Origin of the sequence: Actinospineispora spinosispora DSM 44797, assembly GCF_000429025.1 — a bacterium.
In the GTDB taxonomy this organism is placed as follows: domain Bacteria; phylum Actinomycetota; class Actinomycetes; order Mycobacteriales; family Pseudonocardiaceae; genus Pseudonocardia; species Pseudonocardia spinosispora.
The window spans coordinates 83652-108329 of record NZ_AUBB01000025.1 but is presented as its reverse complement, the minus strand read 5'-3'; the positions used below and the strand labels follow the sequence as shown (position 1 = coordinate 108329).

The following is a 24678-nucleotide window of genomic DNA, read 5'->3' as shown; positions in this document are numbered from 1 at the left end:
CCTCGGACCCCTCGTGAGTGCTGAGGCCGCCTATAGCCGGTCTACGCACTCACGACGATAAAGCTGTCGTGAGTGCGTAGACCGGCTACGCCTGCGGCGCCCCTTCGGGGTAGACGGCCTCATCACTCACGAGGATGGGCGGGTCATGGACAGGACGTCCAGGGCCTTGTCCAGCTGGTCGCCGGTCAGCTTGCCGTTGTCGACGTGGCCCCGTTCCAGGACGACCTCGCGGATCGTCTTGCGCTCCTTCAGGGACTGCTTCGCGATCGAGGCCGCCTCCTCGTAGCCGAGGTAGCGGTTCAGCGGCGTCACCACCGACGGGGAGGACTCGGCGTACTCGCGCATGCGGTCGACGTCCGGCTCGGTGCCGTCCAGCACCTTGTCCGCCAGCAGCGGCGCGACCGAGGCGAGCAGTCGCGCCGACTCCAGCACGTTGCGCGCCATGACCGGCATCATCACGTTCAGCTCGAAGTTGCCCTGCGCGCCGGAGAACCCGACGGTCGCGTCGTTGCCGATGACCTGTGCCGCGACCATCATCGTGGCCTCGCAGATCACCGGGTTGACCTTGCCCGGCATGATCGAGCTGCCCGGCTGCAGGTCCGGAAGATGGATCTCGGCGAGACCGGTGCGCGGACCGGAGCTGAGCCACCGCAGGTCGTTGGCCACCTTGAACAGCGACACCGCCGCCGCGCGCAGTGCGCCGGACGCCTCGACCAGGCCGTCCCTCGACGCCTGCGCCGCGATGTGGTCGGCCGCCTCACTCAGTACGTCGAGCCCGGTCGCGGCACGCAGCTCGGCCACCACCTCGCCGCCGAACCCGGCCGGTGCGTTCAGCCCGGTGCCCACCGCGGTCCCGCCGATCGGAAGCTCCGCGAGCCGGGGCAGACAGTCCGTCAGCCGCGCCGCGCTGTGCTCGACCTGCGTCGCCCAGCCGCCGGCCTCCTGGCCCAGGGTGATCGGCACCGCGTCCATCAGGTGCGTACGACCCGCCTTGACCACCTCGCTCCAGTCCTTCGCGCGCCGCCGCAGCGTCGCCGCAAGGTACTCCAGCGCCGGGATCACGTCCTTCGCAACCGCTTCGGTCGCGGCCAGGTGGATGGTCGTCGGGAACACGTCGTTGGACGACTGGGACGCGTTGACGTGGTCGTTCGGATGGACCTGGGTGTCCGAGCCGAGCTTGCGCTGCGCGAGGGTGGCGATGACCTCGTTGGCGTTCATGTTCGAGGAGGTGCCGGAACCGGTCTGGAACACGTCGACCGGGAAATGGGCGTCGTGCTGGCCGTCCGCGACCTCGTCCGCCGCCGCCGCGATGGCCCGCGCCCGGTCGTGGTCCAGCGCGCCGCCGCGCTCGTTCACCCGCGCGCAGGCACCTTTGACCAGCCCTAACGCTCGAATCTGGGCGCGTTCGAGACCGCGCCCGGAGATCGGGAAGTTGTCCACGGCCCGCTGTGTCTGCGCGCGGTAGAGCGCGTCGATCGGGACCTGGACCTCGCCCATCGTGTCGTGTTCAACCCGGAACTCACTCATGAGCCCAGTCTGGCGTCAATCCGGTTCCCCGTCCGGGTGGAGTCGGTCACCCTTGATCAGGTCAACGCAGCACCTGGACGGCGTCGCCGACCGAGAGGTTGCTGAAGAACCGCTTCGCCACCGAGTCGGACAGGTGGATGCACCCGCTCGACGCGGCGCGCAGGCTGCCGGTGTGGAACGCGATGCCGCCCGAGGCGAAGAACACCGACCACGGCATCGGCGCGTCGTCGAACTCCCTGCTCAGGTGGTCGGCGTCCTTCCACAGCACGCGGTGCATGCCGGTCGGCGTCGGTTCACCCTTCTTTCCGCTGGTGATCGACACCGGGCCGAGGACGACCTTGCCCTTGTTGATCAGCCAGGCCTGCTTGGTGGACAGCTTGACGCACGCGCTGACGTTGCTCAGGCACGGTGTGCCGCGCACCGGAACCGGCGGTGGTGGCAGCGGGGGCGGAGGGGGAGGCGGCGGCGGGGCGATGATCAGCGGGTTCGGGGTGACGGTCGGGACCCCGGGGATCGCCGGCGGTGAGGTGGGCGGCGAGGCGGGCAACGGCGGTCCGTCGTCCAGATCGGAGCGGCTGGCGGCCAGCTCCCCGTTGATCCTGGTCTCGAAGTTCTGGTCGGACTGCAGAACGGCACCCGTGATCGTGGCCGATGCCCACACCAGGAACACCAGCACCGTCACGGCAGTTCTGTTGATCATCTATGTCCCTCGACCGCGTAGCCGGCGCACCGGATCTGGCACCTGCCGCCTATCTGAATAGACGCGTGGGGCCCGATCCGGATGCGCGATCGGCTGAGCGCGACACGATCGAGTGGACTTTAAGGTCTGGTTAAGGCAGCAGGCGGGGCGAGGGCTCCGTGCTCTCGTCGATGTCGTAGTCGACCGAGGAGTACTCGCGCAGCTTCGTCAGCTTGTGATAGCCGTCGATCATGCGCACGGTGCCCGACTTGGACCGCATCACGATGGACTGTGTGGTGCAGCCGCCCGGGGTGTAGTGCACACCGCGCAGCAGGTCGCCGTCGGTGACGCCGGTCGCGCAGAAGAACACGTTGTCACCCGCGACCAGGTCATCGGTCTGCAGCACCCGGTCGAGATCGTGTCCGGCCGCGATCGCGCGCTCACGCTCGGCGTCGTCGTGCGGCCACAGCCGCGCCTGGATCGCACCGCCCATGCACTTGAGTGCGGCGGCCGCGATGATGCCCTCCGGGGTGCCGCCGATGCCCAGAAGCATGTCCACACCGGTGCCGGGGCGGGCCGCGGCGATCGCGCCCGCGACGTCGCCGTCGGAGATGAAGTGGATGCGGGCGCCCGTCTCGCGGACCGTGTGCACCAGCTCGTCGTGCCGGGGCCGGTCGAGGATGCACACCGTCACGTCGGCGACGTCGATCGAGCGGGCCTTGGCGACCCTGCGGACGTTCTCCGAGATCGGCGCGGTGATGTCGATCGCGTCGGCCGCCTCCGGGCCGACGGCGAGCTTCTCCATGTAGAACACGGCGGACGGGTCGAACATCGCGCCGCGCTCGGCCAGCGCGAGCACCGCGAGCGCGTTCGGCATGCCCTTGCTCATCAGCGTGGTGCCGTCGATCGGGTCGACCGCCACATCGCACTCGGGGCCGTCGCCGTTGCCGACGAGCTCCCCGTTGAACAGCATCGGGGCCTCGTCCTTCTCGCCCTCCCCGATCACGACGATGCCGCTCATCGACACACCGCCGATGAGTTTGCGCATCGCGTCGACCGCTGCCTGGTCTCCGCCGTTCTTGTCGCCGCGGCCGACCCAGCGGCCGGCCGCCATCGCCGCCGCCTCGGTGACCCGGACGAGCTCCATGGCCAGGTTGCGGTCCGGTGCTTCACGGCGTCTTTCGGGCTGCGAGGTGCTCATGACCACCGATCCTGGCAGATCCCTCCGACAATCGTGTTGTCGCGAGGTCCTGATTCGGGTATCGGTGCTCACAGTCGGGTAGTGCGGGACCTGAGATTCTCAGGCCCCGGGCACCGGTCCCGAGGGCCGGGAGAGCAACAATGAGCGGTGTGAACGCCCAGCCCGAGAGCCCGCCGGAACCGAAGCCTCCACGCTCGAGGAGCGGACTCGGCTCCGGCTACCGCGACATGATCATCTCGATGGCGGTACTGCTGCCGATCGTCGCGTTCGTCGCGCTGCTCAGCCGGGGCTGTTCGTTCAGTCCCGGCGGCCCGACGGTCGACCCGGCGCAGATGCCGAAGGCCGACGCGCACGCGACCTACACCGAGGCCGCGCACCGGCTGAGCTTCCCGATCCGGGAGCCGGTGCTGCCCGCCGGCTGGCGCGCGAGCACCGTGAACCAGCGGCTCGCGCCCGGCAACGCCAGCGCCGTGCGGGTCAGCTGGATCACCGACGGCGGGCGCTACCTGCGGCTGACGCAGACGACCGCCGAGGAGGGCGCGCTCGTCGCCGACGAGACGGGCGGCGGGCAGCCGATCGCGCAGGGCCCGGTCGACGTGGCGGGCCAACAATGGGTCAGCTACACCGGCGCGAACAGCGAGCAGGCCTGGACCAGACAGGCCGACGGGGTCATCTGGCTGATCACCGGCGACGGGGTGGCTTCGGAGTTCACCGTGCTGGCGAGGGCCGTCGAGTCGGCTCAGCCACTACCGCGCAACCCGTGAGTGCCTCGGCCGCCTATAGGCAGCCGAGGCACTCACGGGGTCTCCCGGCCCTCGGCGGGGGTCTCGTCCGCGCGCAGCACCGCGTCCACCCGCTCCTTCGCGCCGGCCAGCTGCTGCTCACAACGACGGGCGAGGCGCTCACCGCGCTCCCACAGCGCGAGCGCGTCGTCCAGGCTCAACCCGCCCACCTCGAGGGCGCGCACGACCTCGGCCAGCTCGTCGCGGGCACGTTCGTAGCCCAGCTGCTCGATCTGGTCGGTCTTGTCGGCCGGGCTCTCGGAGGTGCTCACCCCACCATCGTGCCGGACGGTCGGCTCAGGACAGGTGCGGGGCGGTGACCAGAGCCCGGGCGAGCGCGGCGTCGTAGCCCGCGCAGGCCTCGGCGAACTCGGCGCCGTCACCCTCGGCGAGCGCCTCGACCGCCCAGAGCTCGAAGGACGCGATCCGGTCGCGCTGCCGACGGCCCGCGCCGTCACCGGCGTAGGCGGCGACCGAAGCGGAGAGCCGTCGCAGACTCTCCGGGAAGTTGCGCCTGCGGACGCATGTACACCCGCCGAGCAACGCCTGCCAGGTCGCCTCGGCGGCATACTCGGCGGCCCAGGCGTCGTCGGCGAGCCCGCCGAGGCCGGGCGTACCGATGATCGCGGACAACGTCATCGGCAGGAACGCGGCCGCGCCCGCCGGTGGGTAGGGGGCGACGCTGCTGAACACAGCAGACATGTCGCCCTCCAGGTATCACGGTTCGGGGTCGTCGACCACCGCGGGGATCGCCCCGTCGGCGAGCCGGATACGCAACCGGGTGCCCGGCGTGGCGTCCGCCACCGAACGCAGCACCGGCGAGCCGGCACCGGGCTCGGCGCCGTTCGTCACCTGCTGCACCACGGCATATCCACGCGCCAGAGTGGCTGCCGGTCCGAGGCTCGTCAAGCGTGATTGCAGGTGGGAGAGGTCGCTGGTGCGTTCGACGAGCGTTCGCTGTATCGAGTTGCGCGCCGACTGACGCAACCCGAGAACGTCCTGTGCACGCCGGTCCAGCTCTCGATGCGGATGCGCGAGGACCGGTCGGCCGCGCAGCGAGTCGAGCAGCCGCCGCTCCCGGTCGACCCAGCCGCCGAGCGCGCGCCTGGCCCGGTCCCGCAGCCCCGCGATGCGCGCCGACTCCTCGGCAAGGTCCGGCACGATCGTCCGGCCGGCGGCCGTCGGGGTGGAACATCGCAGGTCAGCCACATGATCGAGCAGCGGGGTGTCCGGTTCGTGGCCGATCGCGGACACCACCGGGGTGCGGGCCGTCGCGACCGCGCGGCACAGTGCCTCGTCGGAGAACGGCAGCAGATCCTCGACGCTGCCCCCGCCCCTGGCGATCACGATGACGTCGGTCTCGGGGTCCCGGTCGAGCATCTCGAGGGTCTCGATCAGCTGCGCGACGGCGAGCGCACCCTGGGTCGCGGTGTGGCAGATCCGGAAGCGAACGGCCGGCCAGCGATTCTGTGCGTTGCTCACCACATCGTGTTCCGCGGCACTCGCCCGGCCCGTGATCAGGCCGATCTGGCGAGGCAGGAACGGCAGCCGGCGCTTGCGCTCACGGTCGAACAGACCTTCCGCCGCGAGCAGTTTGCGCAGCCGCTCGATCCGGGCCAGCAGCTCACCGATGCCGACCGAGCGGATCTCGTCGACGCGCAGGCTGAACGTTCCCCGGCCGAGGAAGAACGTCGGTTTGCCGTGCACGATGACCCGGCTGCCCTCGACGATCGGGACCTCGGCGCCGCGCACCAGCCCGATCGGACAGGTGAGCGTCAGCGAGACGTCGGCGGCCGGGTCGCGCAGCACCAGGAACGCCGTTCCGGTGCCGGGCCGCGCGTTGACCTGGGTGAGCTGACCCTCGACCCAGACGGCACCGAGCTTGTCGATCCATCCCGCGACCTTGCGGGCGACGGTGCGCACCGGCCACGGCTGCTCGGCCGAGGTCGCGGGCGGGTTCGGGGTCCGTGCCGGGAGGTTGTCCGTGGTCACTTGTCGGTGACGCTGGCGATCCGGTTGCTGAGCATCGTCACGAACGGCGGACGGTCCTGGTGGGAGGTCTCCCAGACCAGCAGCGCCTGCAGCTGGTCGAGGCTCAGGTTGCGGAACCGGGCGCGCAGCTGCGGCAGGCTCCACTCCTCGTACTCCTCCAGGCCTTCCGGGCCGGTCGCGGTGGGCTCGGCGGCCTCGGGCCGGCGCTGGGCAGGGACCTCGGTCCGGACCTCATCGGGTTCCGGCTCGGGGTCGGGCAGGATCCGTACCGGCGTGACCTTCGGCGGCGTCGGCACGTAGAGCGGCTCGGCGGGACGGGCGCCCGCGTAACCGTTGGTCGGCCGCGCCGGGAGATCCTCGTCCTCGTCGAACCGCGCCCAGGTCGGCGTCTCCGGAACCGGCCGCAACGAGCCGAGCGCGCGGTCGCCCTTGATCGCCAGGTCGGTGACCCGCTGCTGCAGCCGCATGGACACCTGCAGCGCCTGACTGACCGCTGTCACTGGCAGCTCGGTGAGCTTGCGCGGCAGCTCCTGCGCCTCTTCCAGCGCGGTGGCAACCAGGCCGGCGGCGAGGCGGATCGGCATGGGCAGCGGTTTCATACCTGCCATTCTTACCTGAGAGTAGCTTTGATGTGGAATGGGACACCCTATATTTGCGGGTTGGACTGGTCACCGCGAGCGGCGAGCCGCACCCCGTCCCGCTTACCCTGGTGTCATGACTGCCTCGATCGTGCCGTCCTCCGGAGCCAAACGCGTCCTGCTGGCCGCGCCGCGTGGCTACTGCGCGGGGGTCGATCGCGCTGTCCTTGCGGTCGAGAAGGCCCTGGACGCCCACGGTGCGCCGGTGTACGTGCGCAAGGAGATCGTGCACAACCGCCACGTCGTGGAGACCCTCGCCGAGCGCGGCGCCGTGTTCGTCGACGAGGCCGACGAGGTGCCCGAGGGCGCGATCGTGGTGTTCTCCGCGCACGGCGTGGCCCCGACGGTCCACGAGAAGGCCGCCGAGCGGAACCTGCGCACGATCGACGCGACCTGCCCGCTCGTCACGAAGGTCCACCACGAGGCGAAGCGGTTCGCCAAGGAGGACTACGACATCCTGCTGGTCGGTCACAACGGCCACGAGGAGGTCGAGGGCACCGCCGGTGAGGCGCCGGACCACGTGCAGCTCATCGACGGCGCCGACGACATCGCGTCGGTCCAGGTGCGCGACCCGGAGAAGGTCATCTGGCTGTCCCAGACCACGCTGAGCGTCGACGAGACCATGGAGACCGTGCGCCGGCTGCGCGAACGGTTCCCGAAGCTGCAGGATCCGCCCAGCGACGACATCTGCTACGCCACGCAGAACCGCCAGGTCGCGGTGAAGGCGATGGCGCCGGAGTGCGATCTGGTGCTGGTCGTCGGTTCGCGCAACTCGTCCAACTCGAAGCGACTGGTCGAGGTGGCCCTCGACGCCGGTGCCGGCGCGAGCTACCTGATCGACTTCGCCAGGGAGATCGACGAGGCCTGGCTGGACGGCGTGCGCACGGTGGGCATCACGAGCGGCGCCTCGGTCCCCGAGCTGCTGGTGCGCGGCGTGGTCGACTTCCTGGCCGAGCGCGGCTGGGAGGACGTCGAGGAGATCAGCACCGCCGAGGAGACCCTGACCTTCTCCCTGCCCCGCGAGCTGCGCCCGAGGCGAGTCGCGCGGTAGCTCCGGTTGGGTTTTCATGATCACCACCGTCTGGTGGCTGTTTTTCGGCTCTAAAACAGCCACCAGACGGTGGTGATCATGAAAACGGTCCCCCGCGGCCCCTCCTGGACACCGGTGCACACGGCGGGACGCGGCGCAGCCGTGGCCAGAAGAGCGCCGCAGAGCTCCCCTTTCCCCCGCGATCCTGGCCTGCACTTGGCGTGGGTGGGCGGTGTCAACCCTGAAACCTCGCCCCCGAACTACGTGCAACCAGGAACCCGCGCGAGGCCGGCGTCAGCCGGGGGTTGATACCGCCCTCCCACGCCAAGACACTGGATGGCCAGCGGGGACACCCCGAAGACCCGCAAAGCCGGCGAGGAGACGGAGCCCAGCGGTCAGGCGCGGCGGCGGCCTGAGGAGCGCTCAGGTGCGGATGCCGCGCGGGAGTGGCCGCCGGGGGAGCCCTGGGTGGAACGGTTGGCTGCGCGGCGGCTCGCGGGGTCGCGTGGGTCGGCGTCCGAGGGCGGGGGTGAGCGGCGGACGCGGGGCGGGGGTGCCACCGGGTCGGGGCGCTGCATCAGGTAGCGGCCGATGCCGATGGCCAGGGTGAACGTCGTGGCGGTCGCCATCGTGGGGAAACCGTTGAGCAGCGGGGCGCCGATGTTGAGCAGGTTGTTGGCCAGCCCACCGCCGTCGCCGGGGCCGCCGCTGGTCAGCAGCACCACGCCGGGGACCGCGACGGCCAGCAGCAGCGGGGGCTGGACGAGCGGGCCGAACAGGGCGCGGCGCTTCACCCAGCACGCGGCGAGCACGCACCCGGCGAAGTAGCAGCCCTTGAAGACCATCCCGAGGCCGTCGATGCGGTTCAGGTCGATGAAGACGCCAAGGCCGGTGAAGCCGAACGCGATGGCGATGGCGGCGTAGCCGGGCAGCCCGAGGACGCTGCTGAGGATGGACCGCTCGAGTACCGGCCATCCGGCGGGCACCGGGCGTGCGGGGGAGCGGGTGGTCACCTGGTCACGGTAGACCGTCCGTCCTGGCCCGTGTCGTCGGCTCTGCCACCGGTTCGGTCACCGGCGCGTTCGCCGCTCACGTCGTAGGGGCGGTCGGCCCGGTCGGACTGGTGCAGCGCGATGAGGGCCTCGGCGGCGGAGGCGACGAGCTCGGGCGCCTGTAGCTGGCGCGGGGACCGCTCGACCTGGCCGGGTGCGGGCAGCTCCTCGTCGCTGACCTTCAGCTCGGTGAGCTTGCGCGCGGTGACCAGCACGCGGGACTCCAGCGAGCTGACCGTCTTGTTGTAGCTGTCGACCGCGCTGTCCAGCGTGCGGCCCAGCTTGGCGACGTGTGTGCCCATCGTGGCGAGCCGGGAGTGCAGCTCGCGGCCCAGCTGGTGGACCTGGGCGGCGTTCGCGGCGAGCGCCTCCTGGCGCCACGTGTAGGCGACGGTGCGCAGCAGCGCGATCAGGGTGCTCGGCGTGGCGACGATGACGTTGCGGGCGAACGCGTGCTCCATCAGCGACGGGTCGGCGCGCAGCGCGGCCTCGAGGAACGGGTCGCCGGGGACGAACAGCACGACGAACTCGGGACTCGGCTCGAAGGCCATCCAGTAGGACTTCGAGGACAGCGAGTCGACGTGCGCACGCAGCTGGCGGGCGTGCGCGGCGAGGCGGTCGGCGTGCACGTCGGGGTCGCTCGACTCGACGGCCTCCAGGTAGGCCGCGAACGGGACCTTCGCGTCGACCACGATCTGCTTCTCACCGGCGAGTCGCACGACCATGTCGGGGCGGACACCGCCGTCCTCGCCGGAGCTGACCACCTGTTGGTCGAAGTCGCAGTGCTCGACCATGCCGGCGAGCTGCACGATGCGCTCCAGCTGCAGCTCGCCCCACCGACCCCGGACCTGCGGCGCACGCAACGCGTTGACCAGCTGCTTCGTCTCTTCGTGCAGCTGGTCCGAACTGCGGCTCATGGCCTTGACCTGCTCGTTCAGGCCGGCGTATGCGGACTGGCGCTCCATCTCGACGGTGCGCAGCTGGCCCTCGACCCTGCGCAGCGCGACCGCCATCGGGTCGAGCAGCGCGTTGATCGCCTGGGTGTGCGCCGTCGCGTCGCCCTCGGCCTTCGCGGTGAGCGCAGCGGTGACCTCCTTGAGGCGGCCTTCGGCGAGCGCGACGAAGTTCTCGTTGTTGCGGGCCAGCGCGTCAGCGGACAGCGCCTGGAACGTCTCCTTGAGCTGGGAGTCACGGCTGGTGAGCATGCGTTCGCGCTCCATCGACGCGGTGCGCTCGGCGTCGAGAGCGGCGTTGGCCCCGACCGCCTCGGTCTCCGCGCGTCGGGCGCGCTCCTCCGCGTTCGCAGTCTTCTCGGACATCTCGTTGACCCGCTGCAGCAGCGAGTCACGCTCGACGTGCAGGCCGGCGAGCTCGGAGCGCAGGGTTGCGGACGCGTCCGCGCGGGCTCGGGCGGCCTCTGCCTCGGCCACCCGGTTCCGGGCGCCGATCAGCACCCAGGCCAGCCCGGCGCCGACCGCCAGGCCTAACAGAAGCCCGATCAGCAGCATGTTGAGCGCACTGACAATCCCCATGTCGATCAGTGTGGACGCTCACTCCGACAGTTTCGACCCCGGCGCGCCGTCGACCGGCTGTTCGAATGCGAGCGGACCTTCGGGTCGGTCGGGCGGTCCGGTTCCACGGCGTGTCGGGTAATGCCGTTGTTACCTAGTGGATCCGTCGAGAAAACAACCGTGGGAGTTAATTGAGTGTAAGATTTACGTTCCCGCTTCGGACGGAGACCCGCCGATGACCTTGCATCCCGTCGACGAGCGCCCACCCGTCGTTCGTCTGTGCGCGTTCGCCGTCCAGCATGTGCTGATCATGTACGCCGGGTGCATCACGGTCCCGCTGGTGTTCGGCGCCGCGCTCGGCCTGGACCGCGCGACGATCGGCCTGCTGATCAATGCGGACCTGCTGGTCGCGGGTGTCATCACGATCGTGCAGAGCCTCGGGATCGGGAAGCTCGTCGGCCTGCGGCTGCCCGTCGTGTGCGGTGCCACGTTCGCCGCGCTGTCGCCGATGATCGTCATCGGGAAGCAGTACGGGCTGCCCGCCGTGTACGGCTCGATGCTCGCGGGCGGTGCCATCGGACTGGCACTCGCGGTCCCGTTCGCCAAGCTGGTCCGCTTCTTCCCGCCGCTGATCACCGGCATCGTGCTGACCGTCGTCGGCCTGTCGCTGATCGGGGTCGCTGGTGGGCTGATCGTCGGCACCGACCCGGAGGCACCCACGTTCGGCGCGCCGTCCGGCATCGCGCTCGCCGCGGTGGTGATCGCGGTGGCGATCGCCTTCCTGTGCCTCGGCAAGGGGCTGTGGACGCAGCTGGGTGTGCTCGTCGCGATGCTGGTCGGCACCGCGATCGCGCTCTCGATGGGCCTGCTCGATCTGAGCGGCGTTGGCGAGGCGAGCTGGTTCGGTGTCTCGGCGCCGTTCCACTTCGGGGCGCCGACGTTCCCGGTCGCGGCGGTCGTCGCCATGGTGATCGTGATGATGGTGGTGTTCACCGAGTCGACCGCCAGCATGATGGCGGTCAGCGAGATCACCGGCAGGCCGTTGCGTGGCCCCGACCTGGCGCGGGGCCTGGTCGGCGAAGGGCTGTCCGGCATCCTCGGCGGTGTGTTCAACGCGTTCATCGACACGGTGTTCACCCAGAACGTCGGTGCGCTGGCCACCACCCGGATGTTCAGCCGGTTCGTCACCGCGACCAGTGGCGTGATCCTGATCGTGCTGGGTCTGGTGCCGAAGCTCGGCGCGCTGGTCGCGGCGCTGCCCGCCCCGGTCATCGGCGGCGTCGGGGTGATTCTGTTCGCCACCGTCGCGCTGGTCGGCATCAACACGCTGCGCCGGGTCGATCTCGGCGACCGGATCAACACGACGATCGCGGCCACCTCGATCGGCATCGGGCTGCTCCCGGCCTTCGTCCCCGGCATGTTCGAGCGCTTCCCGGCGCCCGCGCAGATCCTGCTGGGCAGCGGTCTCAGCCTTGCCGCGATCGTGGCGTTCGCGTTGAATCTGTTGTTCAACCACACCCGGCTCGGTGTCGCGGCGCGAGCGCACCGGACCTCTCGAGAGGAGCCGTCGGCCGATGCGCCCGTCTGATGGATTCACCGTCCCCGCCGTGGACATCTCCCCGTACGTGACCGGTGGGTCGCCGGGTGAGCGGGCCGAGGTGGCGGACGCGATCGACTCCGCCTGCGCGACGGTCGGCTTCATCCAGGTGCTCGGGCACGGCGTCCCCGATGCGGTCACCCAGGGCCTGGCCACCGCGATGGACTCCTTCTTCGAGCTGCCCCTGGACACCAAGAAGACCTACCGGGTGCCGGACGCCAACCGCGGCTACAGCCCGCCGAAGAGCGAGTCGCTGAGCCTCAGCGCCGGGGTCGAGGCGGCCTCGAAGATGAACGACTTCTTCGAGGCGTACAACGTCGGCGTCGAGGCGCGGTCGTTCCCGCACCTCGACCTGTCCGAAGCCGACTACGGGCTCAACCTGTGGCCCGAGGTCGACGGCTTCACCGAGTCGGTCAGGCGCTACTTCGACCACGCCGCGCGCGTGGCGAGGACCCTGACCGGCATCTTCGCCGACGCGCTCGACGTCGGCCCGGACTACTTCGCCCGCCTGACCGACCATTCCATCGACGTGCTGCGGATGAACAACTACGCGCTGCCGGAAGGCACGGTCACCCTCGACGGCGACCTGACCGGCATGGGCGAGCACACCGACTTCGGCATCGTCACCGTCCTGTGGGCCGACCGGGTCGCGGGTCTGCAGGTGCTGGACCGCGACGGCCGCTGGCACGACGTGTCCCCGGCCGACGGCGCGCTGCTGGTCAACCTGGGCGACCTGACCGCGCGGATCACCAACGACCGCTGGTCCTCGACGCTGCACCGGGTCAAGCCACCGATCGTCGACGGCGCGATCCAGCGGCGTCGCTCGGCCGCGTTCTTCCACGACGGCAACCCCGAGGTGGTCGTCGAGACCCTGGACAGCCACCTCGGGCTCGACTCGGAGCTGGCCTACGAGCCGATCACCGTCCGCGACCACATCAGGGCGAAGCTCGCCGGGTCCCGCCAGGGCAAGCGCAACACCGCCGCCGTGCGCGAGGCCCGCCGGATCGCGGCCGGGTCAGGTCTTTAGCTCGAGGCCGGCGAACCGGGTGCCCCGGTGCGCGGCGAGCCGCTCGGCCTGCTCGGTGATCGCCTCGGTCAGCTCGGCGGTCAGTCGAGCCCACGGTTCGACCTGCAGCGTCAGCGTCTTCGCCGACTTGCGCGGACGCCAGGTACCGACGATCTCGCCGTGGTGCAGCACCGCGCCGGGACGCCCGAGCACCGGCCACAGTGCCTTCGCGCGCGCCTGGTCGGGCATCACCAGCCACCGGTCCTTGGCCTGCAGGAACAGGTCGAACGGACCGAGCAGCCGGGTGACCGGCGGTGGGTCGTCGGACAGCGGACCCAGCGACCAGGTCGTCACACCGTCGACGACCACCTCGACCGCGTCGGCCGGCCAGCGATCCTTGATCTCGCGTACCGGCGCGTCGAGATAGCTCGCCACGTCCTTCGGCGTCGCCGGGCCGAGCAGCCGCAGGTAGGCGCGGATCACGTCGTGACGCTCGTCGGGGTGAGGCGCCTGTTCGAAGCCGGGAATGCGTTCGAGCACCGGCGGGGAGGTGCCGGGCCGCAGCTGTAGCCCGGCATGCAGCGCGGCGAGACGGAACGGCATCTCGTAGATGTGTGTGGCTTTGCACGATCGGCAGTCCCGCTGATAGGGCGCGTCGAGCAGGGCGTTCAGGCCGCCGGACACGGTGCCCTTCGCGGTCGGCTCGACGACCAGCGAACGCAGTGCCGAGGCCACCGTGTCCATCGCACTCAGGACAGGGATTCCGGCGGCCTTCAAGGGCTTCGCCGCGTCGTAGATGCGCTTGCCCGCGTCCGCCTCGGAGAACGGTGCGACGGCCGCCGCGACCGACGGCAGCTCCGCGAGCCGGTACACGTGCGGTGCCCCTCGGGCGGTCCACACGGTGGCCAGCTGCTCCTCGACCGCCTCGGTGACGGCCACGCCGCGGTTGGTCAGCGCCCACAGTGCACCGTCCGTGCCGCTGTCCTGCACCCCGATGTCGAGCACGGCGGTGTCGGCGACGATGCCGGACTCCCGATCCAGCTGTTGCGCGCGCATTCTGGAGCCGAGAACCTGCCGACGGGTCGCCACGGTGACACGGTAGGGGCTCGTCACCGGTCGACGACTACCCTGGACCCCCGTGAGTCTCACCCTCGGCATCGTCGGTCTGCCCAACGTCGGTAAATCGACCCTGTTCAACGCGCTGACCAACAATGATGTGCTCGCCGCGAACTACCCGTTCGCCACGATCGAGCCCAACGTCGGTGTGGTGCCGCTGCCCGACCCCCGGCTGGACAAGCTCGCCGAGATGTACAGCTCGGCGAAGATCGTGCCCGCCGTGGTGTCGTTCGTGGACATCGCCGGCATCGTGTCCGGTGCGTCCGAGGGCGCCGGTCTCGGCAACAAGTTCCTCGCCAACATTCGTGAGTCGGACGCCATCTGCCAGGTCGTGCGGGTGTTCGACGACCCGGACGTCGTGCACGTGGACGGTCGCATCGACGCCGCCGCCGACATCGAGACGATCGCCACCGAGCTGATCCTTGCCGACCTGCAGACCCTGGAGAAGGCCATCCCGCGCCTGCAGAAGGAAGCGCGGCTGCAGAAGGACCGCCGGATCGTCCTTGAGGCGGCCGAAGCGGCCCGCGAGCTGCTCAACGGTGGTACGACGCTGTTCGCCGCGAAGGTCGACACCGAGCCGCTGCGCGAGCTGACGCTGCTCACCACGAAGCCGTTCCTGTACGTGTTCAACGCCGACGAAGGTGTGCTCATCGACGAGGCGAAGCGCAAGGAGCTCGCCGCGCTGGTCGCGCCGGCCGACGCGGTGTTCCTGGACGCCAAGGTCGAGTCGGAACTGCTCGAGCTGGACGCCGAGTCGGCCGCGGAGCTGCTGGAGTCCATCGGCCAGGACGAGCCGGGCCTCAACGCCCTGGCCCGCGCCGGGTTCCACACCCTCGGTCTGCAGACCTACCTCACCGCCGGTCCCAAGGAGTCTCGGGCCTGGACGATCCGCATCGGCGCCACCGCGCCCCAGGCCGCGGGTGTGATCCACACGGACTTCGAGAAGGGCTTCATCAAGGCCGAGATCGTGTCCTACGACGACCTGGTCGAGACCGGTTCGATGGCCTCGGCGAAGGCGGCGGGCAAGGTCCGCATGGAGGGCAAGGACTACGTGATGGCCGACGGCGACGTGGTGGAGTTCCGTTTCAGTCCAACGTCTGGTTCCACGAAGTAACCCGGCAAGCGGCAAGGCCCTCGCGGGTGATCGATGGTGGGTTAGAGCCGCTCAGAGGCCCCTCTGTACGCCGCTGTCACGGCGCCGTAGGCATGTAGCCACCGCCGGGCATCGGCACGGTGGCCGGGCACTGGAGCGGGCGTAACCGTCACCGTGACCGTAGGCGGCACGGAAGGTGGGGCTGCGGCTGCATCAGATGTTGTTGCGCCGGGTCTTGACTTCCCACAGCCTCAGGTTATGGCGCTTGAGGAAGTCCTTCCAAGCCTCCATACATCCCTCGGCGATCTCGAGGGCGTCCTGCTTGTGTCGGTTGCCTTCATCGCCACGTATCCACCACTCGATGAGAGCGGACGCCGAGTTGTCCTCCCGGTGATACACCCTGCGCACGACGGCGTTCCGGTCACCTTCCTTGTTGCGCCCGCGATGCTTGGCCGTGTTGGCGATGTCTCTACCGAGATCTAGCGACTCGTTGTTATTGAAGAGGTTCTCCACCTTGTTCTTGCCCTGTTTGGTGGTCAGCGCTTCGTCTCTTACCCACTCGCGCAAGCGAAGACAGTGGTCGAAGAAGTCCTCAACGGCGAGTTTGGTGACCGAGTCGGACCGTTGGCTTCTTCCAGGCTGGTAGAGCGCTTTCAACTCCTTGAAGTGCACTATGACCTGGTACCACTGCTCCTGCCACGGCCGGGCTGTCCCGTACTCCGTGTAGTTGCCTTCCTCGATGCTGAGGACGACCGACCCAGGGCCGTACGTCATCGGCCCCATAACCCGCTCGCTGCGGCAGTACGTACATGGCCCACGCTCGTCCGTCTCCTGGTCAGCAAGACAGTCCAGACACCACCTGAGGTTGTACTGCATGGACCAGGATCGTACGGGCCAACCCTGACGTACGAGGTTGGTTTTGACTACGCCAGGAACCCCCTTCGAGGATCGGCGGCCCGGTCACGTTCGAGCCACTGCAGGTACCGGTCCGTCTCCACACCGCGCTCAACACCATCCGCGCCCACCAAGGAGGGGCACTAAATCGAGCCAACTCGGATTAGAAGCCGCTCAGAGACCTCTGTACGCCGCCGCTGTCACGGTGCCGTGTCGTCAAGGTGCTCCAGCGACCCTGGTGCTCTCTGACCGAGCCTCTAGACCCGGTTCTGAGGGAGATGACGGCTGCCTCGTCGAAAAGCGGCTGGAACACCGGGGGGCGCCCCCCACCAGTGTTCCAGCAGCTCTTCAGTAGTAGTGACTCTGTGACAGTAAATTAGAGAGAGAGATCTTGAAAAGAAGGCTCTGTCACCGGGCTGTCACCGCACTGTCACCGGTCTTTCTGCTGGCCAGAGGCTCAGAGTGACAGAGTGACAGCGGTGACAGTTCCTACCTGTCACCGCTGTCGTCGAACACTGTCTGCAACTAGCGTTGGGCTGGCTGCGGCGGACTGATTTCTGATCAGGACAGCGATGGCCACCGGATCGTTACCACTGTGGAGTTGTCCTCGGCCTGCCAGGAGTGGTCAATACCTGGTCCCCACATCACGTAGTCGCCCTGCCTGGCAAGGGTGACGCTGTCGACCGTGAGATCCAGGCGGAATCGGCCGCTGATGAGGAGCAGAAGCGTTGTTCGTCGGTCGTCCGCCGTCCACTCCGGTCGTTGCTGTCCTGCGGGGTGGATGCCCCACTTGACTTCGAGGTCACTCGTTGAGCGGATGTCCTCGATCGGTTGGATGAAATGGCCGAGCAGCCAACCGCGATTCTTGTCTCCGTCATCGACAGCGTTACCGGTGTACCACTTTGCTGACATTAATTGATCTCCCAACCTATGGTCGGTAGGTCGACGCGGTCACCGCCGACTTCCTTGAGGCGGCGGATTCCTTGCAGTAGAGCGAAGACGCCTTCGTTGCTCCACGCCGGATCGCCAATCAGCTTAGTGACGCGTTCGCGGTCCAGGGATGAGTACTGACGAAGTCCGTCGGACTCCCAATTGGCCGCGATGTACCCGCCATACTGCTCCCAGAAATCTTCATCGTGAATCACGATTAGGCTAGCGAACTCGAAGTTGCCACTCACAAGGTTCAGGCCGAATCCTGTGCACTCCATCCGCCACTGGCTCTGATCGCTATTGTCGACCAGCCATCGCATCGGCTCAGACAGGCGACTCCAGTGCATAGGGTCTGCATGTCGGATCGTTCCAACTGTGCCATCGGCATCCTCTCGGCCGAACAGCTCCTCTTCCATTTCACGCCTGAGCGTAGCGCCGACTTGAGCGTCATCAGCGTAATCAGTCAATGGCTGGTGGAAGCACTTCGGGATGACCGCGAGTCGCCGCGATGCGTTGAGCACACGTCCTGAGCGCTCTTGGACTAGAAGCAGATAGTCAGGTTTGGCTCGACGTGACCGGCCCGACGGACGAGCGATAGCGCAGAGAGCAAGCGCGCCACCTGCGCAGATTCGACTCCCAGTGTCGAGAACAGAGGTGAGGTGGGGCAAGAGCTTGTCGCGCAGCGGGAGAGCGTTAGGAGCAACTGGCTTACCTGTAGCGAGCGCGTCAACGCATTCCCCCTCTAGTAGGTCCATTGTCAGCGCATATTGGACGAATGTCGTCAGGCCTACTGTTCCTCCGATGTGGCCGGGCGTAATATCGATATGAGTGAGTCGGTAAAGAGGTGCATCGATAATTCGAGCCCCGACGGCAAGCGACTCAGCCAGTCGGCTAGCTGCAGCTCCCGCGATGAGGTCATCCACCTCCATGACGGTCTCAGTTGATGAATCCGTCAGTTCGAGATTGTCGTGATGGGCCTCCAGTGGAGAAGCGAGATCTAGCCAACGCTCCTGAGTGAGGATGCTAGTCTGAATTGTCTGGTCATCCTCGTAAGTTGATCCGTAGGTCCCGAAGCCTGCGATGCCTGCCGAGTAATATTCGCCAAGGGCGACTGCAAGTTGTTGCCGATCCACTCTCCGGCGTTGTTGTCCCAGATCTTGGAGGGAGCGGAGATCGGTCGTCGCGATCTTTGTTGCCACTTTTCGGCGACTGGTTCCAGGAGCCCATCCGGCGCGGTGATCGAGCCACTCTAAGGCGGCGCTGACATGTGGGTCAGCGGCTATTTTGAGTTCGGCCTCCACTGTCTCAGGGCTGACCTCATTCGGTTCTGAGACTGCCTCCTGGCTCCGCTGAAGGATTAGCGCGAAGCGTGCCTGTACCGGACCGGGAGCCTGGTAAAGGAGAGTGTCGAGTGCTTGTTGCAGCTCGCTGAGTGGCTCCACGTCAGGTTGAGCACTCCACTTGGCGACAGTCCTCGTCGCTGTTCCGAGCTTGGTGGCGAATGCCTCGTTACTCAGGCGCAAGGCAAGTTGCAACGCGTTAGCCCGTCGACCAGTCCAGACGTCGATCACGTCCATGCTCTGCCCCCTTGCGTCGCCGTCGTGTTAGTTGAGTGCACTGCCGGTGCACTGTGAGTGCACTGCCGGTTCATCGGCGTCGACCCGCTTCCGCAGTTGAATGGATAGCAGCAAGACGGAGTACGGAAGCCGGGGAGGCAGGCAATGATGAGTGACTCAACTGGCGGGGTTCTCAAGTCGTTGGACTCGCCGCTCAAGGTCGGCCAGCGTCGAGAGGAGTTCGTCGACGCGCTGGTTGACGGACCTAGCGGTGATCGAGGTGCCGTCGTCCTCGACCGGCATCAGCACGAAGCTCCCAACGTTGGGCACGGTTTTGACGTGCCCATCGAGGGCCAGCTGTTGTACGGCGCGCTGCACGGTAGCGGACGTGACGTCGTACTCCTTGGCCAACGACCGGACCGGCGGCAGCTTGTCGTCTGGTCGGAGTTCGCCTCGGCGGATCTTGGCGACCAAGGCGGCCGCCAGCGCTTGGTAGGGGTGACCAGAAGTCGGCGACAGTTTCATGCCGCCACTCTACCGGCTGTGTACTAGCTCGTACTAGAGCAACCCGAACGGGCGATGGCCTTCAAGGGGAGTGTCTGAGCTACGATGTACTAGTACGAACGAGACGAACTAGCACATCGCAGTGAATGTAGTTCGGTTTGAGGTTCGGTTTTACGCCGCTCACGCGAGTGTCAGACGGGTAATGGGCAACGAGGTAAAACTCTTGCAAGCTCATCCGTCAATCGTGAGATAAGACAATAGTGGAAGTTTTGACAGGGCGGCAGCATGCTCAAAATCGCATGCGCTGACCCGCTCTTGTCGTTTACGGGCCGCGCGTTCTGTGGCTCGCATCCTGATCCGTTGGATGCCATTCCTTCACTCTCTGGTGCCACATATTGCTGGAGTGTGGAGGTTTGGGGATCAACGGACTTGACCGCCCATCACTCGAAACCTGTGAGGAGCATCGTGATGAACGAAATTGATGCTGATCAGCTTGAACTTGACTCGCTGGCTGCGAGCCCCACGATCCAGTGGTGCTCGCTGGATATGGAGTTTCAGTACTTCGTTGTCCGTGAACGGCTTTCTAGGAAGCTGACCGAAGTACGTCTCGGTCCGCCGGTAGTAACGCGTGCATTGCTTGACGGAAGCGCCCGCCGTCGCCGAGACCAGCGCATGGCCGGACGGATGGCCCGCGATACAGGTGCAGTGACGGAACGAGCGGCGTGAATTCGCTCCTTAATTCCCGCTTTGCGCGCCCTCCGTAGTCCTGGTGTGCGAGGCGTTTCGGGATCGATGGAGCTTTGTTGGGAGAAGTAAACGGAATGAGGAGAGAGTTGGAGTGAAGGTTCACGTGGAAGACCTCAAGCGAGGGATGATCGTTTCCCGAATCGGAAATAAGCCAAGGTTCACCATGTCGAAGGTCCTGGTCGAGATTCGACCACTCGAAACTAACTGGTATCAACCGGTCTGGACGGATGGCTCGTACTACAGTCATTTCCACGTCACCGCAACGATCGAGATCTTTGATCCGGGGAAAGCGTTCCGCGAGAATCGCAAGATCAAGGCAAAGGATCTTTGGCCAGGAGTGATCGTGTCCGGAATCGAGGGTGCCGGGCCTTTCGAGCTGCCGAAGGTTGTAGCCGAGATGTGGCGTTCTGAGCCGATCTGGACTGACGGCTCACGCATCAGGCGCGTATGGCCAGACACGGTGTTCATAGTCGAGTAAGTCCTCAGTATTTGCAGTGAGCGTGGCAATCGGTGATCCCTCGACCAAGAAGCTTCACCGGAGCCATCCCCCATTCACCAGAGCGACAGCAAGGAGGTGTGTTTGGCGACGCCCCCGGAAATCAAAACCACTGATTAATAAGTCTGACACCGTTCGTGAAATTCGGGAGTGAAGATGTACCAGAGTCGTCGGACCAAGCGCATTCTTGCCGGTAAAAGCTCTGCGTCGGTCTGTTGGGGCTGCAAGTCCGTTGTCCTCATCAGGCTTACGCAGATCGCCGGAGTAACGGTGTGCGGCCAGAAGAAGTGTCGAGACAAGGTCAATGAGGCCGCTGTCGCCGGAAGACTTTGACGCTGCGAGCTGTTGCGCGCCGATCCCCCGCACCGCCGGTTTGTCGGCGGTGCGGGGGTGCTCTTTGATCTCTCGCTGCCCGATAGGGGCACTGAACATCTGATTGTGTAGCTCTGTGACTCGACTCGTTAGGACTGATCGTGGGCGGTTTCAAGAAGGAACTCGACGAGAGTATTCGTTACAACGCGGCGGATGAGGAATCCACGGCTAGTGCGCTGCGTGATACAGCGAAGGAGCACGAGAAGGCCGGGAACTATCGACAGGCCAGCGTTTACTACAAGGCCGCCGCTAAGGCGGAAGACCGCGCGAAGGTATGGCGCAAGCTGCTCTGACTGAACGACCGGCGCGCGTCGCCGTTTCTGAGGTGTTGAAACGTTCCGCTGTCGCCGTTGTACGCCGATCCCCGCACACCGGCTTGTCGGTGGTGTGCGGGGTGTCGGGGGTCAATGTCCCCAATGCGGAACCGATTTCCAGGAGGAACACAGTGAAGAGCAACTCGACTAATGCGCGTTCGGCGGACTACTTCCCGGATGCGCTTGACGAGAACGCGATCGAGGCGTTGATCAGCGGGGTTGACCAGGAGATCGCCGACCTGCCGGAAGCAACGTCGGCGCTGTTGGACGGATCGGCGGCTGAGCGGCGGCTACGCCGGATGCAGCGCCGGACCCTGGCTGATCTGCTACGGACCGCCTCGGCCGCCGGAATGCCCGGCCAGGGCAAGGGCGCCGCGCTGACCGATCTGACCGAGCTGAGCGGGCGAGACCTGTTCATCTTCGCGGTCGGGGACCTGCGTGACCTCGGTGAGGTGGCCTGATGGGGCGGTTGAGTAAGCGGGAGAAACAAGCGTGGACCGCCTACAGGGTCGCCGAGAAGAAGGCGGAGAAGGGTCGGGACCTGAGTTTGCAGTGGGTGAACGACGAGATCAGCGACAAGCTCGCGCCTCACTGGGACGAGATTGAGCGCGCGCGGAAGCGGCGGTGGTGGTCGTGACGGGTGTGCCGCCGAAGCCGAAGCGGATGAGTGAGAAGCGGTATCGGGAGTTGTACGACTCCGATCCGATGGTGGTTGAGATTCCGGGCGCCCGATTCACGTGCGCTGGTCCGGTCAGCGCCGAGGTCGTGGCCAACAGCTTCCGACGTAAAGGTCTGAACCCGGTAGTACGCCCGGCACAGCGCTGATCGCGGCTCCGGGCGGTCGAACCGCATTACTCGCGGCGGCCAAGAACAACCTGAAAGACAGCAACAACCTGGAATCAAGGAGAAAACAGATGGCGAAGGACCCTGCCCGTGAATGGTTTACGGGAACGAAATGGGTGACGTGCCCAGCGTGTGACGGTGACGGCTGCAAGCACTGCGACTGGGAATCAGTCGTCCCGGACCGGGAGGTAGAGCGAATCAAGAAAAAGATTGCCGAGTAGCCGACCAGTAAAGAGGCGAGGTTATCTCATGAGTGGCGTGTATGAGGTTCCGCGTCCGGGCGTGGGTCCGGCGTTGACGGTGTTGTGGGATGGCCGCCCGTATCTGGCGGCGGGTGAGTTCGCGGGGGTGCCGGTGTTCCGGTTCCGTGCTGCTCCGTCTGGTTTGGCCACGACGCGGCAGCTGCGGGCCGCCGGTTTGCGTCCGGGTGGTCAGCCGGTGGCGGGGTGGTTGGCGTGGGGGCGGGCGTCGCGGCCGCGTTGGGCGGCGCTGTATCGGCTTGATCTGGCCAGGACCAAGCGGACGGCGTCGGCGGCGCAGTTGGCGGCGCTGGCGAAGGCGACAGCGGTCCGGTTGGGCCTGGGCGCCGGGGCGGGGGTGGTCCAGCCCGGTGGTCCCTCGACCAAGACGTTCCACCGGGCTGGGTCTCCCAACCACCAGAGCGACAGCAAGGAGAACTCGATGGTAGGGCAGGAGGTAGCGGCGTGAACACCACGAGCGTGATGTGCGCGCTGGTCGCGTTGGCGTGTTTGGGCCTGATGTACATCTTCGCCTCCGGTGCCCGCGCTGGCCGGGCGGCGGAACGGCGTATCCGGTCGGTCACCCGGGGCGGGCGCGTGCTGGGAACGGCGGCGGTCTCGGGGCTGGTGATCGTGCTGATCCAGTGGCTGGTGGTCATCAACACCACCGACTCGACGGCGTTGGCGCTGGTCCTCGGGACACCGGCGATCCTGGCCGGGATCACCTTGGGCCGGATGTCGACCTGGTCGGTCTCGCGTAGCCCACGCGGTCCGCGTCGCGCCTCGGTAAAGCGGGGTGGCCGGTGATGGGGTTCTTCTACTGGGGCTCGGCCAACGCACCAAGCAACACCCCCACGTCGGCCAGGACAAGGGCGCGGGGTGGTTCGAGTGAGGTGCCACTGCACCGGCGCCGGATTGATCTGCGCGACTACTTCCAGGGCGTGATCGACCGGCCTCGGGTTGGTGTCCTGCGGGATCCGGACATCGTGATTGTGAACAAGGAATGGTCCGAGGCCGGGTGGCGGCGCACGCCGACCGAGCGAGTGCGGTTGGACTCGCTCTACGCCACGCAGAAGTGGATTTCCCGGGATGGATTGAAGCACCACTCGCGTCCGGGGGCACGTCCAGATGGGGGCGATCTGCCGTTGGTGGTGCGCTACCGGGGCCGTAACTGGCTCTGGGATGGGCATCACCGGGCTATCACCTCGATGGAACGCGGCGAGATCTACCTGTTGGCGCACGTGAAGGACTTCGACCGTCCCGGGCAAGGCCGCCGATGAGCGCGACGGGCAAGCAGATCGCGGCGGCGCTGGATCGGGGGCGTAAGCCGGTTCAGTTGGCGGTGGCCGCGCACGAGATGGGCCACGCGATCGGGATTCTGGCCAACGGTGAGCGTCCGGGGTCGGTGCGGTTGAAGTTCGGCATCTTCGGCGGCTTCACCGGCGGCTGGTGCGACTACGGCGGCTACCCGGATCGGGACTGGCCCTCGGAGAAGAAGCTGGGCCGGTTGGTGGCCATGATGGCCGGTCACGCCGCCGAGACCCGGTTCTGTCAGCTGTATCTGGACATGGACTACCGGGCGGCGTTCAAGTACGGGCGGGGCAGCTCGGATGGTGACTACCAGGACTTTCGGCACTGGCGCGGCAAGCTCGGGGTGCGCTGGAAGGCCTCGGAGGACTGGGCGTTCGACCAGGCCACACGCCTGATCGAACGCCGCGCCGACTACCTCGATCGCTACACCCTCCGTTTGGAACGCACCCGCTACCTGGACGGGGGTGACCTGTGAGTGACCACGTCGGGAAGGCGTTGGACAAGGGCCGCAAACCGGAGCATCTGGCGGCGGCCGCGCACGAGATCGGTCACGTCGTCGGCGCGCTGGCCAACGGCGGCCGACCCAAATCGGTGCGGATCGATATCGGGTTGTTCGGTGGTGTGAACGGCGGGTTGTGCGTGACCGATGAAATGCCGTCAGCGGCGTGGCCGCGTCGTCGGCAGCTGGGCCGGTTGGTCTCAGACCTGGCCGGTCACGCCGCCGAGACCCGCTTCTACCAGCTGCATGCGGGGATGGGTTTCCGCGAGGCGTTCAAGCTCGCCCGCCAGTCCGCAGGCGGTGACTACGAGAACTTCCGGGACTGGCGCGAAGAGTTCGGCCTGCGCTGGAAAGCCTCGGAAGACTGGGCGTTCGAGCAGGCCACGAACCTGCTCAACCGGCAGGGCGACTACCTGGACCGCTACACCGTCCGCCTGGAACGCGCCCGCTATCTGAGCGGCAGCTCACTCTGAATTCTCATCGACCCTCGCATTGGTCGACGAGATGCGCTGAACGCACTCGGGTTCAGCGGCTTGTTTCGCAATTCCCGCATTACCCATCCGGTGACACGTCTGTCTAGTGGGAGAGCACAAAAAATCATGATGACCACCTGTAGAGCGTCTGACGGTAACGGTTTCACCTGCACCGACAAGCGCGGCCACAAACACGAGCACGTCGCGGAAGGCGCCGACGGCGAGGTGTGGTCGATGTGGGCCAACGACGAGGAAGAGACCAAGTGATGAACGACA

General features: G+C 67.0%; 30 protein-coding genes. 16 read left to right on the top strand and 14 right to left on the bottom strand.

The annotated features are described in order from the left end of the window. Nucleotides 1–126 precede the first annotated feature (126 nt). From G406_RS0111720 to glpX, 3 genes are all read right to left on the bottom strand, one after another. Complete coding sequence (locus G406_RS0111720; protein WP_028933982.1) at nucleotides 127–1527, bottom strand: class II fumarate hydratase; 1401 nt, start codon at nucleotides 1525–1527, stop codon at nucleotides 127–129. Between the two features lie 61 nt (nucleotides 1528–1588). Further along, nucleotides 1589–2227 carry a L,D-transpeptidase gene (locus G406_RS53875; protein ID WP_084215985.1) on the bottom strand — a complete coding sequence of 213 codons (639 nt, stop codon included), beginning with the start codon at nucleotides 2225–2227 and terminating at the stop codon, nucleotides 1589–1591. 130 nt (nucleotides 2228–2357) lie between these two features. Further along, nucleotides 2358–3407 (bottom strand): class II fructose-bisphosphatase, encoded by a 1050-nt coding sequence (gene glpX, locus G406_RS0111710; protein WP_028933981.1) that lies wholly within the window; start codon nucleotides 3405–3407, stop codon nucleotides 2358–2360. 140 nt (nucleotides 3408–3547) lie between these two features. On the opposite strand from glpX, the gene G406_RS46290 reads away from it, so the two are divergent. Next, nucleotides 3548–4171, top strand: a complete 624-nt coding sequence (locus tag G406_RS46290) for a DUF4245 domain-containing protein (RefSeq protein ID WP_037076130.1) — start codon at nucleotides 3548–3550, stop codon at nucleotides 4169–4171. Nucleotides 4172–4203: 32 nt separating this feature from the next. Here the strand turns inward: G406_RS46290 and G406_RS58810 are convergent, their stop codons facing one another. The 4 genes from G406_RS58810 to G406_RS0111685 are packed head-to-tail and all read right to left on the bottom strand — an operon-like array spanning nucleotide 4204 to nucleotide 6780. After that, nucleotides 4204–4461 (bottom strand): exodeoxyribonuclease VII small subunit, encoded by a 258-nt coding sequence (locus G406_RS58810; protein WP_028933980.1) that lies wholly within the window; start codon nucleotides 4459–4461, stop codon nucleotides 4204–4206. Between the two features lie 25 nt (nucleotides 4462–4486). Then, nucleotides 4487–4891 (bottom strand): hypothetical protein, encoded by a 405-nt coding sequence (locus tag G406_RS58805; protein WP_156934797.1) that lies wholly within the window; start codon nucleotides 4889–4891, stop codon nucleotides 4487–4489. 15 nt (nucleotides 4892–4906) lie between these two features. Further along, complete coding sequence (gene xseA, locus G406_RS0111690) at nucleotides 4907–6181, bottom strand: exodeoxyribonuclease VII large subunit (protein ID WP_084215984.1); 1275 nt, start codon at nucleotides 6179–6181, stop codon at nucleotides 4907–4909. Next, complete coding sequence (locus G406_RS0111685; protein ID WP_028933978.1) at nucleotides 6178–6780, bottom strand: lipid droplet-associated protein; 603 nt, start codon at nucleotides 6778–6780, stop codon at nucleotides 6178–6180. Before G406_RS0111685 ends, xseA begins: the two co-directional genes overlap by 4 nt. A 115-nt stretch (nucleotides 6781–6895) precedes the next feature. On the opposite strand from G406_RS0111685, the gene G406_RS0111680 reads away from it, so the two are divergent. Beyond that, the gene (locus tag G406_RS0111680) at nucleotides 6896–7870 is read left to right on the top strand and encodes a 4-hydroxy-3-methylbut-2-enyl diphosphate reductase (RefSeq protein ID WP_028933977.1); all 975 of its coding nucleotides are present in this window, start codon (nucleotides 6896–6898) and stop codon (nucleotides 7868–7870) included. 374 nt (nucleotides 7871–8244) lie between these two features. Here the strand turns inward: G406_RS0111680 and G406_RS46280 are convergent, their stop codons facing one another. Both G406_RS46280 and G406_RS46275 read right to left on the bottom strand, forming a co-directional pair. Further along, nucleotides 8245–8862, bottom strand: a complete 618-nt coding sequence (locus G406_RS46280; protein ID WP_051341962.1) for a DUF6542 domain-containing protein — start codon at nucleotides 8860–8862, stop codon at nucleotides 8245–8247. Then, nucleotides 8859–10433 carry a DNA recombination protein RmuC gene (locus G406_RS46275; protein WP_211241117.1) on the bottom strand — a complete coding sequence of 525 codons (1575 nt, stop codon included), beginning with the start codon at nucleotides 10431–10433 and terminating at the stop codon, nucleotides 8859–8861. The genes G406_RS46280 and G406_RS46275 overlap by 4 nt, the downstream gene beginning before the upstream one ends. Nucleotides 10434–10647: 214 nt before the next feature. Here G406_RS46275 and G406_RS0111665 point away from each other — a divergent pair, with 214 nt between their 5' ends. Both G406_RS0111665 and G406_RS0111660 read left to right on the top strand, forming a co-directional pair. Next, nucleotides 10648–12000 carry a nucleobase:cation symporter-2 family protein gene (locus G406_RS0111665; RefSeq protein WP_028933976.1) on the top strand — a complete coding sequence of 451 codons (1353 nt, stop codon included), beginning with the start codon at nucleotides 10648–10650 and terminating at the stop codon, nucleotides 11998–12000. Continuing rightward, nucleotides 11987–13036: an isopenicillin N synthase family dioxygenase gene (locus tag G406_RS0111660; protein WP_028933975.1), complete on the top strand. Its 1050-nt coding sequence runs from the start codon at nucleotides 11987–11989 to the stop codon at nucleotides 13034–13036. Before G406_RS0111665 ends, G406_RS0111660 begins: the two co-directional genes overlap by 14 nt. On the opposite strand, the gene G406_RS0111655 is transcribed toward G406_RS0111660, so the two are convergent. Continuing rightward, nucleotides 13025–14104 (bottom strand): DNA glycosylase AlkZ-like family protein, encoded by a 1080-nt coding sequence (locus tag G406_RS0111655; protein ID WP_211241116.1) that lies wholly within the window; start codon nucleotides 14102–14104, stop codon nucleotides 13025–13027. The two genes, G406_RS0111660 and G406_RS0111655, sit on opposite strands and share 12 nt — an antisense overlap. A 49-nt stretch (nucleotides 14105–14153) precedes the next feature. Here G406_RS0111655 and ychF point away from each other — a divergent pair, with 49 nt between their 5' ends. Further along, the gene (gene ychF, locus G406_RS0111650) at nucleotides 14154–15245 is read left to right on the top strand and encodes a redox-regulated ATPase YchF (protein WP_028933973.1); all 1092 of its coding nucleotides are present in this window, start codon (nucleotides 14154–14156) and stop codon (nucleotides 15243–15245) included. Nucleotides 15246–15437: 192 nt separating this feature from the next. Here ychF and G406_RS0111645 read toward each other — a convergent pair whose 3' ends face one another. The 4 genes from G406_RS0111645 to G406_RS0111625 form a co-directional block, all read right to left on the bottom strand. Beyond that, complete coding sequence (locus G406_RS0111645) at nucleotides 15438–16100, bottom strand: hypothetical protein (RefSeq protein WP_028933972.1); 663 nt, start codon at nucleotides 16098–16100, stop codon at nucleotides 15438–15440. Nucleotides 16101–16679: 579 nt separating this feature from the next. Then, complete coding sequence (locus G406_RS0111640) at nucleotides 16680–17030, bottom strand: signal peptidase I (RefSeq protein ID WP_028933971.1); 351 nt, start codon at nucleotides 17028–17030, stop codon at nucleotides 16680–16682. Then, nucleotides 17030–18625, bottom strand: a complete 1596-nt coding sequence (locus tag G406_RS46270) for a hypothetical protein (protein WP_037076128.1) — start codon at nucleotides 18623–18625, stop codon at nucleotides 17030–17032. The genes G406_RS0111640 and G406_RS46270 overlap by 1 nt, the downstream gene beginning before the upstream one ends. Nucleotides 18626–18781: 156 nt before the next feature. After that, nucleotides 18782–19129, bottom strand: a complete 348-nt coding sequence (locus G406_RS0111625; RefSeq protein ID WP_028933968.1) for a GntR family transcriptional regulator — start codon at nucleotides 19127–19129, stop codon at nucleotides 18782–18784. A gap of 447 nt (nucleotides 19130–19576) precedes the next feature. Here G406_RS0111625 and G406_RS56740 point away from each other — a divergent pair, with 447 nt between their 5' ends. From G406_RS56740 to G406_RS56730, 11 genes are all read left to right on the top strand, one after another. Further along, nucleotides 19577–19834: a hypothetical protein gene (locus G406_RS56740; RefSeq protein WP_156934796.1), complete on the top strand. Its 258-nt coding sequence runs from the start codon at nucleotides 19577–19579 to the stop codon at nucleotides 19832–19834. A 112-nt stretch (nucleotides 19835–19946) separates the two neighbouring features. Beyond that, nucleotides 19947–20333 carry a hypothetical protein gene (locus G406_RS0111620; RefSeq protein WP_028933967.1) on the top strand — a complete coding sequence of 129 codons (387 nt, stop codon included), beginning with the start codon at nucleotides 19947–19949 and terminating at the stop codon, nucleotides 20331–20333. A 491-nt stretch (nucleotides 20334–20824) separates the two neighbouring features. Further along, nucleotides 20825–21016: a hypothetical protein gene (locus G406_RS0111615; RefSeq protein WP_028933966.1), complete on the top strand. Its 192-nt coding sequence runs from the start codon at nucleotides 20825–20827 to the stop codon at nucleotides 21014–21016. A gap of 152 nt (nucleotides 21017–21168) precedes the next feature. Next, entirely contained in the window at nucleotides 21169–21498 is a 330-nt protein-coding gene (locus tag G406_RS46265; protein WP_037076121.1) for a hypothetical protein, read from the top strand. Further along, complete coding sequence (locus G406_RS56735) at nucleotides 21498–21674, top strand: hypothetical protein (RefSeq protein WP_156934795.1); 177 nt, start codon at nucleotides 21498–21500, stop codon at nucleotides 21672–21674. The genes G406_RS46265 and G406_RS56735 overlap by 1 nt, the downstream gene beginning before the upstream one ends. 455 nt (nucleotides 21675–22129) lie before the next feature. Next, nucleotides 22130–22588 (top strand): RRQRL motif-containing zinc-binding protein, encoded by a 459-nt coding sequence (locus G406_RS53870; RefSeq protein ID WP_156934794.1) that lies wholly within the window; start codon nucleotides 22130–22132, stop codon nucleotides 22586–22588. Continuing rightward, nucleotides 22585–22926, top strand: a complete 342-nt coding sequence (locus G406_RS46255; protein ID WP_051341960.1) for a hypothetical protein — start codon at nucleotides 22585–22587, stop codon at nucleotides 22924–22926. Before G406_RS53870 ends, G406_RS46255 begins: the two co-directional genes overlap by 4 nt. Further along, nucleotides 22926–23399, top strand: a complete 474-nt coding sequence (locus tag G406_RS0111585; RefSeq protein WP_169736677.1) for a hypothetical protein — start codon at nucleotides 22926–22928, stop codon at nucleotides 23397–23399. Before G406_RS46255 ends, G406_RS0111585 begins: the two co-directional genes overlap by 1 nt. Then, the gene (locus tag G406_RS0111580; protein WP_028933963.1) at nucleotides 23396–23905 is read left to right on the top strand and encodes a hypothetical protein; all 510 of its coding nucleotides are present in this window, start codon (nucleotides 23396–23398) and stop codon (nucleotides 23903–23905) included. Before G406_RS0111585 ends, G406_RS0111580 begins: the two co-directional genes overlap by 4 nt. Further along, a complete protein-coding gene (locus G406_RS0111575; protein ID WP_028933962.1) occupies nucleotides 23902–24402 on the top strand; it encodes a hypothetical protein in 501 nt (166 codons plus the stop codon). Before G406_RS0111580 ends, G406_RS0111575 begins: the two co-directional genes overlap by 4 nt. A 129-nt stretch (nucleotides 24403–24531) precedes the next feature. Continuing rightward, nucleotides 24532–24669, top strand: coding sequence for a hypothetical protein (locus G406_RS56730; protein ID WP_156934793.1), 138 nt, complete (start codon nucleotides 24532–24534; stop codon nucleotides 24667–24669). The last annotated feature ends 9 nt before the right edge of the window (nucleotides 24670–24678 follow it).